This window comes from Limnothrix sp. FACHB-881, from assembly GCF_014698135.1.
Classification (GTDB): domain Bacteria; phylum Cyanobacteriota; class Cyanobacteriia; order CACIAM-69d; family CACIAM-69d; genus CACIAM-69d.
Window position 1 is genome coordinate 48107 of the sequence record NZ_JACJSN010000002.1, and the last position, 12841, is coordinate 60947.

At 52.0% G+C, this 12841-nt stretch carries 13 protein-coding genes; 6 read left to right on the plus strand and 7 right to left on the minus strand.

Annotated elements, in window-relative coordinates:
* Positions 1-510: 510 nt before the first annotated feature.
* The 3 genes from H6G52_RS02660 (at position 511) to H6G52_RS02670 (ending at position 2729) form a co-directional block, all read left to right on the plus strand.
* The gene (locus H6G52_RS02660; protein WP_199312125.1) at positions 511-1584 is read left to right on the plus strand and encodes a 1-acyl-sn-glycerol-3-phosphate acyltransferase; all 1074 of its coding nucleotides are present in this window, start codon (positions 511-513) and stop codon (positions 1582-1584) included.
* A gap of 295 nt (positions 1585-1879) precedes the next feature.
* Positions 1880-2191, plus strand: a complete 312-nt coding sequence (locus H6G52_RS02665; RefSeq protein WP_099532259.1) for a DUF433 domain-containing protein — start codon at positions 1880-1882, stop codon at positions 2189-2191.
* Between the two features lie 199 nt (positions 2192-2390).
* A complete protein-coding gene (locus H6G52_RS02670; protein ID WP_143472930.1) occupies positions 2391-2729 on the plus strand; it encodes a DUF5615 family PIN-like protein in 339 nt (112 codons plus the stop codon).
* Between the two features lie 89 nt (positions 2730-2818).
* On the opposite strand, the gene H6G52_RS02675 is transcribed toward H6G52_RS02670, so the two are convergent.
* The 6 genes from H6G52_RS02675 to H6G52_RS02700 form a co-directional block, all read right to left on the minus strand.
* Positions 2819-3091, minus strand: a complete 273-nt coding sequence (locus H6G52_RS02675) for a hypothetical protein (protein ID WP_143472931.1) — start codon at positions 3089-3091, stop codon at positions 2819-2821.
* A gap of 112 nt (positions 3092-3203) precedes the next feature.
* A complete protein-coding gene (msrP, locus tag H6G52_RS02680) occupies positions 3204-4202 on the minus strand; it encodes a protein-methionine-sulfoxide reductase catalytic subunit MsrP (RefSeq protein ID WP_190353661.1) in 999 nt (332 codons plus the stop codon).
* Between the two features lie 226 nt (positions 4203-4428).
* On the minus strand, positions 4429-4974 hold the full coding sequence (locus H6G52_RS02685; protein WP_199312127.1) for a GNAT family N-acetyltransferase: 546 nt from the start codon (positions 4972-4974) through the stop codon (positions 4429-4431).
* Between the two features lie 160 nt (positions 4975-5134).
* On the minus strand, positions 5135-6115 hold the full coding sequence (locus tag H6G52_RS02690; RefSeq protein WP_190526279.1) for an NAD(P)-dependent alcohol dehydrogenase: 981 nt from the start codon (positions 6113-6115) through the stop codon (positions 5135-5137).
* A 309-nt stretch (positions 6116-6424) separates the two neighbouring features.
* Positions 6425-6904, minus strand: coding sequence for a hypothetical protein (locus tag H6G52_RS02695; RefSeq protein WP_190526281.1), 480 nt, complete (start codon positions 6902-6904; stop codon positions 6425-6427).
* Between the two features lie 445 nt (positions 6905-7349).
* The gene (locus tag H6G52_RS02700; RefSeq protein WP_099532266.1) at positions 7350-8324 is read right to left on the minus strand and encodes a restriction endonuclease; all 975 of its coding nucleotides are present in this window, start codon (positions 8322-8324) and stop codon (positions 7350-7352) included.
* 400 nt (positions 8325-8724) lie between these two features.
* Here H6G52_RS02700 and H6G52_RS02705 point away from each other — a divergent pair, with 400 nt between their 5' ends.
* Positions 8725-9942 (plus strand): ABC transporter permease, encoded by a 1218-nt coding sequence (locus H6G52_RS02705; protein ID WP_190526282.1) that lies wholly within the window; start codon positions 8725-8727, stop codon positions 9940-9942.
* A gap of 14 nt (positions 9943-9956) precedes the next feature.
* Positions 9957-11063, plus strand: a complete 1107-nt coding sequence (locus tag H6G52_RS02710; protein WP_190526284.1) for a glycosyltransferase family A protein — start codon at positions 9957-9959, stop codon at positions 11061-11063.
* Between the two features lie 346 nt (positions 11064-11409).
* On the opposite strand, the gene H6G52_RS02715 is transcribed toward H6G52_RS02710, so the two are convergent.
* Complete coding sequence (locus tag H6G52_RS02715; RefSeq protein ID WP_190526286.1) at positions 11410-11850, minus strand: hypothetical protein; 441 nt, start codon at positions 11848-11850, stop codon at positions 11410-11412.
* 16 nt (positions 11851-11866) lie between these two features.
* Between H6G52_RS02715 and H6G52_RS02720 the strand changes: the two genes are divergently transcribed.
* Positions 11867-12769 (plus strand): Calx-beta domain-containing protein, encoded by a 903-nt coding sequence (locus H6G52_RS02720; protein ID WP_190526288.1) that lies wholly within the window; start codon positions 11867-11869, stop codon positions 12767-12769.
* The last annotated feature ends 72 nt before the right edge of the window (positions 12770-12841 follow it).

Below are 12841 nucleotides of genomic sequence, written 5' to 3' on the forward strand. Positions count from 1 at the left end.
ACAGGCTCAGGGTTTGCGCAAGCTTGGCTGGGAATCAACTTGGGGATCAGCTCGGGAATCAACTTGGGAATCAACTCAAGACCAGTCCAGACCCGCGCAAAAAACTTAATTCAGAAAGATTGAACCAACAGGAGCGCGGGATTGAGCCAAGATTTCGCAGGCATTTCGCAGAGATTTTGCAGAAATTGAGTAGAAACCTGGCGGCCATGAGCTGGTAATCGCGATCGGGGTGAAATTCCATAGGGGTGAGATCCCATAGAATGATTATTAAGGATTTGTTACAAAAAGCAATCCACCCATCAACGTACCTGGTCAACAAAGCTGCGATCACTGCGGGTCTGCGCCAGTTCGCCCAAGGCTTGTGGTGGCGAGAACGCCGGCCCCCAGCCACCGATCCCCGCCCCGGCTCTTGTCCAGACGGTGCATGAACTGGCCAGCAGAATCAACCTGGTATTGTTAGCCTCAGAAACCATGAAGAATATCCAACCGGTCGGGGAACTCTAGCTGCCCATGATGCGTCTAAACTCTGCTTCTACTGAGGTTGTGCCGAACGCCCCGACTGTCCAAGGGCCATCCAGACCGGCCAGCAGCACCGTCACCATGTCGATGGTGAGTGATTCGGTGCCAGGGACGGCGCGGGGGACAGTGATGCAGCTAGACGACCCGCTGAATGCGGAACGCAATCTTTCCTCCAACAACGGCGATCGGGCAGATTCTCCCGGCGGACAGCAGTCCGCACCCCCAGCAGCGCCGGGGCCAACCCATCAAGCCATAACTCAAGCCCCGACTCACCCAACCCAGGATTGCCAAACCCCGACTCACCCAACCTCGACTCATCAAGCCACGACTCATCAAGCCACGACTCATCAAGCCATGGATCATGTGGTTGATTCTGGGTCGATTCGCTCCTGTGTGTTGCCTTGGCTCGCGCGGGTGCTCTATCCCCTGGCCCGACGGGTTGTGTTGCCAACCTATTTTGGTTCCGTGACGATCGAGGGCTTGGAAAACCTGCCCCAAAACGCCCGATCGCTCCTATTTGCCCCCACCCATCGATCGCGCTGGGATGCCTTGGTGGTTCCCTGCGCCATTGGCCGGCCCATCTGCCCCGCCGATTTGCACTTCATGGTTTCGGCCAACGAAGCCTCCCGAGGCCTCCAAGGCTGGTTTATTCAGCGCATGGGTGGATTTCCCGTAGACACCACCAACCCCAGCATTGCCAGCGTTCGCCATGGCATTAAAGTGCTGGAAACGGGCAAGGCCCTGGTGATTTTCCCGGAAGGCGACATTTTCCGCGATGGCCACCTGCACCCCCTCAAGCCCGGTTTGGCGCGGATGGCAATCCAGGCGGAACGCAGCCATTCGGGTGTGCATATCGTGCCGATTCATGTGGAGTATGGTTCGCCGGAGGTGGGTTGGCGCTGTGGTGTGCGGGTGATGATTGGGCGATCGCTCCCGTTGGCACAATATCTCGATCGCCCGGCTAAGGTGGCCGCCCCCACCCTGACCCAAGATTTAGCTGATGCCTTGAATCAACTGGCACAGTCTCCTACGGAGCCACTGAACGGCAGTGATTTGCCCCGCTAGTCTCGCTAGTTTGCCCTCCGAATTAAGGGCTTGACCCTGACCGGCAAAGATCCCCGCGCTCTCTTAAAATCAAAGCTTGAACCAGCAATCCAATCACCCGGATTTTGGCCATACTCCTGGCCATGTCATTGGCGGCCCAAAAGCTGACCAAAGTGTGACAATCGCGACGGGGCCGCATCGGAACAGCCTCTCAAAATTTGAGCCAAGTTCAACCTCGATGCGCCGCCAGTACATGTCAAAACATACATGTCAGAAAATACACGTCAAAATGGGTACTCTTGCACAGCCCAGTTCGATGAGTAAAAGCTTGTCACGCCATATTGAAACCACACCGGGGATTCGGGGCGGTCGTCCGCGGCTGGCCGGAACCCGGATTACCGTGACCGATGTGGCCCTGATGCATCTACGACTTGGCCAATCGATCGAGGAAATCGCTGGGCGCTATCAACTGCCCCTGGCGGCCCTCTATGCAGCCATGGCCTATTACTTTGACCACCGCAGTGAAATGGACTTGGCCATTCACGAAGACCTGGCCTTCGTTGCCGGGTTTCAGCGCAGCCAAGTCTCCGTCCTTCAGGAGCGCCTCAGTGAGCTACGCGGAGATTAGGGCTGAGTGCGTCCTTAACTGAACGTTTTTCGGTCAAGCGATTGAGTGCCGATCGAGCCGTTAGCCCACCTCATCCCTGAGCGTTGTGGCGATCGCTCCGGAGCGGCCGCAAAAGGGTGCGGAAAGTTTCAGGAAATTGCAATCGATCGCGCTTCAGGCTATATCCAATCCTGAGATGCTCTTGACACCCCCGCAACCCGTGAGCCAACCACGCTTGGGATTTTACCTAGACGACAGCCTTGATCCCGCCGTCAGCGCAGCCCTGCGCGGCTATGGGGTGCGGGCCACCCGGCCCACAGAGGTGAAGCTCCAAAACCAGAGCGATGCCACCCAGCTTTTGTTTGCCTATCGCCACCAATTGGTTTTCGTGACAGCGGAAGTGACGCTGGTGAAGTTTGCCGGATCGCAAAAAGATCATGGGGGCGTGGTTTATAGTCCGCTGGCCCTCCCGATCGGGCGGATAGTGCGTCAATTGCTGTTGCTCTATGAGACCTTTCAGCCGACGGAATTAGCTGGCAAAATCGAAATTTTGAGCTAATTTTTCAGCAATCAGCGATTCATGCGGCACGGTTCACCGATTGTCAGAAATTCACCATGGGATCAAGGGCAATTAATAAGGGCAATTGATTAGGAATCCGTAGCTGTGGCTTGCCAGGGCGATCGCCAAATTTCGCCCCGCACCCGCAACACCAAGCGCTCAATGCCAAGCTGACAGGCCGCTTGATTAAGTTGGGCCCGCTGTTCCCAAAGCTTGTGGGCAGCACTCTGGGCCCGGCAATCAATGGCCAAGACCGATCGCCCCTCCAATACATCCAAATACATGGCATACCCCGCAACGGGTCGGCAGCGGGCCAACTGCCAAAACCGCATCACCAAAGCTCTTTGAAAGTCGATCGGCATTGGATCGCCTCCTCTGCTGGTCGGTAAATCCTGAACTTTGGCCATTGTGGCTTGTGGAGAATTCAGCGGTCGAGGCGATCGTTACAGCTTGATGATCATTGCAATAATTAACCTACGCATAAAGACCAGAAACCCATTGTCCATAGCCGTTGTAGGGACGGGTGGGAACCGTTTTCCAGGCGAGCGGCGGGCCCGATCCCAATAACCGCTCCGTGGCCTGCGACCAGCGGGGGTGGGGAACCAGGGGATCCACATTGGCCTCAAAGCCGTATTCATCAGGAGCCAGAGTGTTCCAAAAGGTCAGGGGCTGCCGGGGCAAAAACTCAATTTTGACGATCGACTTAGCCCCTTTAAAGCCATATTTCCAAGGCAGGACAGCCCGAATCGGTGCGCCATGCTGCTTCGGCAGAATTTGCCCATAGTTACCCACCGCAAAAAAGGCGAGGTCGTTAGCCATTTCCGCCAGCGTGAGGCCTTCGGTGTAGGGCCAAGGGAGGTCACGATAGGCCCAGGCCGGCCCGATCGCGATGTCTTTGTTGTAGTAGGAGGTGAAGCGGACAAACTTGGCATCGGGCAAAGGATCGACGGCTTCGATCAGTTTGCGCATCGGAAACCCGAGCCAAGGCACAACCATCGCCCAAGCTTCGACGCAGCGAAACCGATAGATGCGTTCTTCAATCTCAAAGGCTTTGATTAAATCCTCGATCGCCCAAGTTTTAGGCTGCTTGACCAATCCAGACACTTCCACGGTCCAGGGATTGGTAGGCAACCGTTGGGCCCGTTGGGCAATGTCCTTTGTGCCGCCAAATTCATAGAAATTGTTGTAGCGGCCGGCCAAGTCTTGGGGCGTGACGGCTCGCTGCGGATCGGCAAATTGGGAATTGCGCTGCACCCCAACGAAGGGCGATCGCATGGTGGTGGGGCCGGGGGGTGGGGCCGCTTCCAGCTCGCCAGTCGGTGTATTTTGGCAACCCGTCAGCGACAGAACACCACCAGCAATGCTGAACCCGGCGAGGGATTGCAAAAATCGGCGGCGATTGAGAAACAGGGCTGGATCCGTTGCTTCGCGATCGCGCAATTGCCAGTCGGGGCGCAGATTAAAGAAGGTCATGGGATAGACAGGGCGGGCAGTCAGCGCGGTGAGTCGAGCACAGTCGATCGGGTGCGATCGCGGCGGCAACTAGGGCAGGCGATCGCTAGGATTACAGCTTCTCAGGAGAACACTCAAGCCAAAATTATATTCTTCCTCAAGAATACTCAGAACCTTTTTTAGTCTAACCCTGATTTAACTTGCAATTTTGTTCCAAAATCATCAAGTTAAAGTCAATATTGGGCGGCTATTTCTTCTTCATATCGATGTCTTTCGTTGAATCCCATTCTTTGCTTAAGATTGCAAATTGTATTGTATTTTCGTATCTTGGTGTTCCGTCATCATTATTGATGAACGTGATGAATTCCTTGAAACATCCTTCCTTTCTCATGCCCAGGCGTTCACAGACCTTCTGAGAGCGAATATTATCTTCTTCCACATAAGCGTAAATTCTTCTTGCACCTCTATCCTTAAAAAGATAGTCTAGCAGCGCCTTAGCGCTCTCAAGAGCATATCCTTTTCCCTGATAGTCCGCATTAAAATTCCAACCCACACTGTAAGTGTCTGGCTCCTCTTTCTGGAGAAACAGGTCTCCGATCAATTCATCAGTTTCTTTCAGGCAGACAGCAATGAACTTATCAGTTCTCTGTCGTTCCTCCACAACCTTCATTGCCTGATTCATTGTCTCAATTCTGTCTGAAGCGAAGCAATTCACTTGCTTTCTCGACAGGTAGCGGAACAATCCCTCAGCATCTCTCTCTGAGAACGACCTCAACACAAGCCTATCTGTCAACTTTGGTTGCACCAAGTTCTACCAAAATATAAAAAGCTTCCAGTGCGACAATTGATGACTATCTTCACAGATTCTTGTTCGCCCAACGGTTGCGCTCACCAAGCACAAACAGGTTTTGCAAATCAATAGACCCTATTGAACATTCTGGTGCAGCGCGTTGTTAGGTTTTGTTGCTTTGCGCCACAGTAATGACAACATTCCCTTTCTTGTGTCCTTGTTCAACATACCTGTGCGCTTCGGCAGTCTGTTCCAGTGAATAACGCCTGTCGATGACCGATTTCATCCTGCCCATTTCAATTAACTCTTTCAGGAAAATTAGATCTGCTTTATGCTCGATCGCTACCCCACCTATGACTTTCTTGTTGCTGGTAATTGAAGTCCACAGCCCTCGGAGGATCGGCAGCAAATTGATATGAACAGCTCTAAGATAGATGCCATTATTTTTTAGCGCGCTGAGACAGCCTGAAAATGAACTTTTGCCACTTGTGTCGAAAATAATATCGTAGGTCTTACCGTTTTGAGTGAAATCCTCTTTCGTATAGTCAATAACGTTGTCAGATCCGAGAGATTTCACCAATTCTAACTTCGCTGTACTACACACTCCGGTCACTTGTGCGCCAAAGAATTTGGCAAGCTGTACGGCAGCCATCCCTACTGCTCCAGAAGCGCCATAGATCAAAACTTCCTGCCCACTCTGAATCTTTCCCTTATCTCTCAGGAAAATCAATGCAGTTGTTGCCCCAAAAGGAATAGCAGCAGCTTCCTCATAGGTTATATTGGTAGGCTTGATTGCAACCGCTCCTGCTTCAGGCAAACAAATATACTCAGCATTTGCACCAAGACTGGTTCCTGCACCAGCAAATACTCGGTCACCTGCTTTGAATTGTTTTACATTTTCACCAACTGCTTCGATTTCTCCGGCTAGCTCCGACCCGAGTATGGTGTTGTTTTTAGGTCTTGCGAAACCGTAGAAAAATCTTACGGGGAATGGGTCAGCCTTTCGGATGCGGATGTCTGCTGACGTTACTGTTGTCGCATAGATTTTAATTAGCACCTCGTTTGCTTTAGGAGTAGGTTTCTCTACTTCTTTAAGCTGCATAGCATCAGGAGATCCATACTTTACACATACAATTGCTTTCATGAATTTTCCTCAAAGATAGCTTTAGTTTGCCATATTTTTTATTCATTGACTTTGCGAAACCCAACGTTTCTGGTCAGCGACTTTAATCCTCGTCACGTTTCTTATAAATCAATTTTCGACAGCCCGCCGCACTAGAATTCTTAGATCATGCCGCTTCGTCAATAACTTGAGAACAATCATCTTACAGCCTTTACCTAAAATAATTGGCACGTCATATTGCACATGCCATGAAGCAACGGTTCGGTGGGCACTGCCCACCCTACAGGCGACTGTGCTTAGTAATTGAAGTAAGGGCTGTATTAGGAGATATTACTGAAAAACGCCCTCATTTGATTGACGAATTTTGTTGATAACTTTTAAAATAGCTTCTCGGTTTTTAGCTGATTGAATCCATCTCGGCAAGCGTGAAAATAAGCTACGATTCGACCAAAGATCATTTTCGTCGCGTTGGCTTTCTCGCAATCTTGCGCTGACAAATGCTTCAATAAAATCTAAATGTTCGAAATTGTAAGCCCAAAGCGTTTGTCCACAACAAGGCGCTTGCAACCATAAAGGGTAATGAAAATAGTCATCTACTGGTGGCTCATTTTTCCAAGTTCTTGAAATTGTGCTTTCAGCCCAATCCTTGTAGGAGCCACAGGCTTTGCAGGAAAACCTGCGAGGAGAAAATCGGAAATTTTCAGGAGTGGTGCAGCGCACAACAGCACATGAAGCACAATGAGGACAGCGCACAAGAACTTGATCTTGAAATGATTGAACTGTCTCTCCTGTGTCCTGAAATCTTTCCATCATTTAAGTTGAAATACTTGATTTTCTAGCCCAGAGTTTAGCGGTCTAACTCCGGCATTATGGGCGTTGTCCTGTCGCTGCGGAATATGCTCTCATTTACGGGACTTTGACCGCAACTCGTAGGGCGTGGGTCAACGTTGCGGAGTCAGTCGTGGTGATCAGGAGATTAATACCTTCGCTGCCTACCGATCGAGTAGCGGCAACAGTCATTTGACCTGACCGATCGAATTAAAACAGCCGTGCTACTAGGCTCAGCGATCACTAGGATTACAGCTTTTCAGGAAAACACCCAAGCCAAAATTATATTCTTCCTCAAGAATACTTAGAACCTTTTGTCGCATAACGGCAAAATGCAGCGGCAGCAGATAACCTCGAACTCAGTACCAGCAGTTTTCAACTGTCCGCTGCCATGAAGTGTTAGGTGTGCCATACAACACTCAACTCGCTAGATCGTATCTTCAAAAAGAACTTCAGCTAACTTCTCAGGTGGGGACCAAATTCCTGATTTAGCCTTCATATAAGTACGTGAGAGAGCTACTATTTTTTCTTGCTTCCCGAACCGCAATCTCTGTCGCTCTATTTCTGTAAGTTGTTCAAAAGCATTGTCACAAAAACCATAGGTAGATAGGAATAATCCACCATCACGTCCTTCATGAAGGATTACATTGAGAAAATCTCGCAAATCCCCACCTCCAACACGAGAACGAGATCTCCAATGTTTAATTTCCACAATATACTTCTGATGCTGTCCTTGAACTTGACACTTCAGAATTATGTCTTTGCCACCATCTTTACTTGGTGGTGTTAGAGTAACATCAAAACCAAGTCCATCAAAGATTTCAGCTATAGTACGCTCCAGATCTCGCCACTCTAGGTCGTTAAGAATATTTGGCTGCTGGGCAATTAGCATCGCAAATTGCTGGCTAACAATTTTAAGGATCTGTTGAACTTCACCTATGAATTTTTCATCGTCAACCTGCAAACGAGATACCCAAGCACGAAGAGCATCTAAATCAATTAATTCTAGCTGAAGGGGAAATTCGTGTTTTGAAGTTTCTAGTGCAGCCTTTGTAAATCGTGTATTTATAAGAAGAATGGCTCTATCAACTTGATTAAAGAGTGCCGCACCCACCAGTTCACGAACTTTATCAGAACCTATAGCATGACCAGATCGATAGTACTTGAATTGAATTCCGAGTTTTTGAGAAGTGAGAGTCTCAGTAGATGGACGAGTTGCTACAAAGTCGAGTCCTCCATCAGCTAATCTTGCAGTTTTACTAACTTCATATCCATCCTCGATAAGCAGTGGCAGCAGAACATTAGTGTAAATATCTTCTGCTTCAAGCGGACTCAGCTTTGTTGATTCTGAGGCGAGATGATCGATCCTATCTAGAAGCTTGTTTCTGTCTTCCTTCTTCATATTAAAGGACAAAGATTGGGAGAGTAGATTGTACACCTAACTATGTATTAGACCGCAAGTGCAGGATAACTCTCCTCAGCAGGGTGTTGTCAAGCGTGTGCGGTCTAACTCCGATACTACGGGTACTATCCTGTCACTACGGGATATGCCCTCATTTACGGGATGCTGACCGCAACTCGTAGGGCGTGGGTCAACGTTGCGGAGTCAGTCGTGATGATCAGGAGATTAATGCTGCCTGCCGATCGCCTAACAGCAACAGTCATTTGACCTGACCGATCGAACTAAAACAGCCGCGCTACTAAACTCAGCGATCGCCGCAGGGTTTTGGGAGTTCGCTAGGATTAACTCTGAAAGCAAATTCCAGTCCCCTCGTTGATCGCCCGGACGATCGCCCTTACCGATGAACCTCTGGGAAAGCCTCAAAATGGCGATCGCCACCTTGGCCGCCAACAAATTGCGCAGCAGCCTCACCATGCTGGGGATTGTGATTGGTAATGCTTCGGTGATTGCCACGATCGGGGTGGGCGAGGGGGCCCAACGGTTTGTGACCGCCGAGGTGCAATCCTTGGGCCCCAATACCTTGTTTATTCGCCCCGGCAGCCCAGAGGCCGATCGCCGGCCCCTTTGGCCCCCACAAACCCTGGTGCTGGAAGATGCGGAGGCCATTTCTACAGAAGTGCCCACCGTAGTAGCCGTGGCTCCGGAGCTGACCGGGAACGAGGTGGTGAGCTACCGGGGCCGCAACGCCAGCGTCACCGTCATTGGCACCACGCCGGACTATACCGAAGTGCGAGATTTCCAGGTTGATCGGGGCCGGTTCATCACCAAGCTCGATGGCCAACGGGTGCAACGGGTGGTGGTGTTGGGGTCTGAGGTGGCGCGGCAATTGTTCAACGGCCAAGACCCGATCGGGCAGTCTGTGCGCGTTCGCAACCTGCGGGCAGAGGTGATTGGGGTGATGCAGCCCAAAGGATCCAGCTTTGGCATGGATATGGATATGACCGTGTTTTTGCCGCTGCGCACCATGGCGAACCGGTTGGTGGGTCGTCGATCGCCCTATGGAACCAGTGTTAGTTATATTTCCCTGTCGGCACGGGATGAAACGGTGATGCGGGCCGCCCAATTCCAAATTGAGAACCTGCTGCGCCGACGACACAAAATTGTGGGCGAGGATGATTTCACCGTTCGTAACCAGCAGGATTTGCAAAACACCCTGGGGGCGATCACCGGCACGTTGCAGGTGATGTTGGTGGCGATCGCCAGTATTTCCCTGCTGGTGGGCGGCATTGGCATCACAAACATCATGCTGGTGTCGGTGGCGGAACGCACCCAAGAAATTGGGCTGCGCAAGGCGATCGGGGCTTCCCAACGGGATATTTTGATGCAGTTTGTGATTGAAGCGACGATTTTGGCCAGTTTGGGCGGGGCGATCGGCACGGCCGTTGGCGTGGGCGGCTTGGCCTTGGTGAGCATGGTCACGGACTTGGAAGCAGCTCCCTCCAGCACCGCGATCGGGGTGGCTGTGGGTGTCTCGGGCGGAATTGGTCTCTTTTTTGGCGTAATTCCAGCCCAACAGGCGGCCAAGCTGGATCCGATCGTGGCCCTTCGCAGCGCTTAGGTAGCACCTAGATCATGGCCACGGAAGCCACCAAACCCGAAACCAGCAGCACCGAAACCAGCAGCACCGAGGACAGCCACCGGCCGCAAGTGTCGATCGTGCTGCCGGTGTTCAATGGGGCAGACACCCTGGCGGATACGGTGGCCTCGATTTTTGCCCAAACGGAACCCGATTGGGAACTGTTGATTATTGACGACGGCAGCCACGATCGCTCCCGGGCCTTGGCTGAGTCGATGGCGGCCGCCGATGGCCGAATTCGGGTTTATGCCTTTGCCAACGGGGGACAGGCGATCGCTCGGAATCGTGGGATCGATCGGGCGCGGGGGAACTGGATTGGGTTCATTGATGCGGACGATCGCTGGCATCCCGACAAGTTGCGGGCCCAACTGGCGGCCCTGGCGGCCAACCCCGCCGCCGGTTGGGTTTACAGTTGGACTCAACTCACCGATGATTCGGGCCGGGCGATCGGGCAGCCGGTTACCAGCCCCTTCAGCGGTTGGATCTACGGGCCCCTGTTGGTCACGGATTTTGTTTCCAGCGGGTCTAATGTGCTGGTGAGTCGATCGGCCTTGAACCAAGTGGGCGGTTTTCAGCCAGACTTGGTTCCCTCAGAAGATTGGGATTTGTGGCTGCGATTGGCTTGGCAGTTTCCAGCGGCCCAAGTGCCCGAATGCCATGTGTTCTATCGCCAACGGCCCACCTCCTCATCGGAAAACGTGTGGCGACAGGAGCGCGTCAGCCGGCAAATTTTGCAAACGGCGATCGCCCGATCGCCCAACCAGCTCACCCCCCATCGGGCGATCATTTGGGGTAACCGCTACAAATATTTGCTCTTTAAGGCGTTGGACGGCCCTGCCCAACCGCGCCGCGCCAAAACCGCCGCCCGCTTTGCCTGGCAAGTGTTGCAGTGCCATCGTGGGGTCTTGAAGCAATGGCCCTTGGTGGCGCAAATCTTGCTCAAGATGGGGCTGATGGGGCTACCGGGGACGATCGGGCAAAGGGCGATCGAGCAACTAGGGCTACAGCGCATCCAGGATCGAATCTTGGCCCTGACCCTCGTGCCCCGCTTTCAGGAGCCAATTCATTGCCAGCTCGATCGGTTCGATCACCCCAAAGGCTGATCGCGCCTTGGCGTTTGTCTATCCGGCTATCAATACCCCTTCCGTAAGTCAAAGCAACCGATTTGACGCACCGTGGGTAAAAAATTTGACTCCTGACTTTGCCCGAGGTTAATGCTAGGTGGGAGTATTTCGCCAAAGTGCCCATTGCTTCAATTTTTTCCAATTGAAGCCAACAATCTAATCTGATTCCAAGATCTCAAAACCTACCTAGGCCACTGATCGAATTGAATTGAATTCACGGAACTTTTTCTGATTATGCATTTTATTTTTCATAATCCATTCTCATCAGAACATAAGCTTTTTTAATTGAAAAGCGTTTTCATGAGTGCGCTTTGGCACTTTGCCTTTACAAAATAAAACTATCTTTTAGATCCGGTTTCAATTCTAAATTTTTGAAGAAAAAATTATATTCCCTAAAAATCAGCCACGACTGACGGAGTTTTCCCATGAACTTTAACGAGTTTGGTGTGGCAAATTTTGCTTGTCGAGAATCAAATTCTGGGGCGCAAACGTTTGAAATCAGCCGCTCCTCGAACCCAAGTTTCCCAAAATTCAGCTTCTGGCACTTGGCATCCAACAATTTCCCAGTCAACCAGGTTTCTAGAAGTGAAAACCCTGTTTCCGAAACGGTTTCAGTAGCGGCTTCAACAGCAGATTTCCTGCTCAATGCGGCAGCGAGCAATTTAGTCGCCAATTCTGCAATTCTGGCCACCACGCCTGTCTCCCCATCCAACGGTGAATTAATCCCCCCGATCGCCCCAGGAACCCGGGAACGCCGCAGCGCCAATGATGGTTTTTATCGTGTGGAGCTAACCACCGAAAACGCCGATTTGGTTCTTGGGGGCATTGGACGGGACTGGATTCAAGGCTGGGGTGGTGATGACGAATTACACGGCTTGGATGGGGACGATCGCCTGCTGGGCAACCAAGGCCGCGATCAGCTATGGGGCGATGATGGCCATGATTGGATCCAAGGGGGACAAGGGGCAGATAGCCTGTGGGGCGGCAGCGGCAACGATCAGTTACTGGGGGATTTGGGAGACGATTGGCTAGCGGGCGAATTGGGTCTTGATACGATGACTGGCGGCTTGGGGGCCGATCGCTTTTTGATTGGGATGGCGATGGATGGGGGCGCGATCGACCAAGCGGATTTGATTTTGGATTTCCGAACCAGCGAGGCAGATCAGTTGGTGCTGCCCAGCGGTCAACGGTTTGAAGATTTGGACTTCATCGCCGGAACGGGAAACAACAGTGGCGATACGATCGTGCGAGATCGGGCGACGGGCCGAAACTGGGTGATCCTGAAGGGAATCAGCCCCAGCAGCTTCAACGCTAGCAATGTGGTGTCCCAAGATAGCTTGGCTCCAACTCCGGCCGTGATTCGGTTCAGCAAGGGTAATTTTCTGGGCGTTGAGCTGGACGGCAAGGCGACCATTACCCTAGAGCGATCGGTGAACACGGCAACGGACGTGAGCGTGAGCTTCAGCACCAGCGGCGGCACGGCCACCCCCAACCAAGACTTCACTCCCATCACCGGCTCGATCGCCTTTGGGGCCGACGAAACCCGCAAAACAATCACCATCCCATTAACAGACGATCGGCGCACGGAACCCAACGAAACCGTGATGCTGCTGCTGTCCAATCCCGTTGGAGCTGAGCTGGATTTGGCAACCGCTACCCTCACCATCAGTGATCATGGTCTTTGAGCAGCGTTGAAGTGGGCCGAGTAGTTGCCCATCGTCCATTTCGCATTTGAATCCAGAGCGATCGGGCATGTC

Coding starts and splice junctions, on each gene's coding strand:
- H6G52_RS02660 (WP_199312125.1), top strand. CDS start 511: ATGATGCGTCTAAACTCTGCTTCTACTGAGGTTGTGCCGAACGCCCCG.
- H6G52_RS02665 (WP_099532259.1), top strand. CDS start 1,880: ATGAGTAAAAGCTTGTCACGCCATATTGAAACCACACCGGGGATTCGG.
- H6G52_RS02675 (WP_143472931.1), bottom strand. CDS start 3,091: ATGCCGATCGACTTTCAAAGAGCTTTGGTGATGCGGTTTTGGCAGTTG.
- msrP (WP_190353661.1), bottom strand. CDS start 4,202: ATGACCTTCTTTAATCTGCGCCCCGACTGGCAATTGCGCGATCGCGAA.
- H6G52_RS02690 (WP_190526279.1), bottom strand. CDS start 6,115: ATGAAAGCAATTGTATGTGTAAAGTATGGATCTCCTGATGCTATGCAG.
- H6G52_RS02695 (WP_190526281.1), bottom strand. CDS start 6,904: ATGGAAAGATTTCAGGACACAGGAGAGACAGTTCAATCATTTCAAGAT.
- H6G52_RS02700 (WP_099532266.1), bottom strand. CDS start 8,324: ATGAAGAAGGAAGACAGAAACAAGCTTCTAGATAGGATCGATCATCTC.
- H6G52_RS02705 (WP_190526282.1), top strand. CDS start 8,725: ATGAACCTCTGGGAAAGCCTCAAAATGGCGATCGCCACCTTGGCCGCC.
- H6G52_RS02710 (WP_190526284.1), top strand. CDS start 9,957: ATGGCCACGGAAGCCACCAAACCCGAAACCAGCAGCACCGAAACCAGC.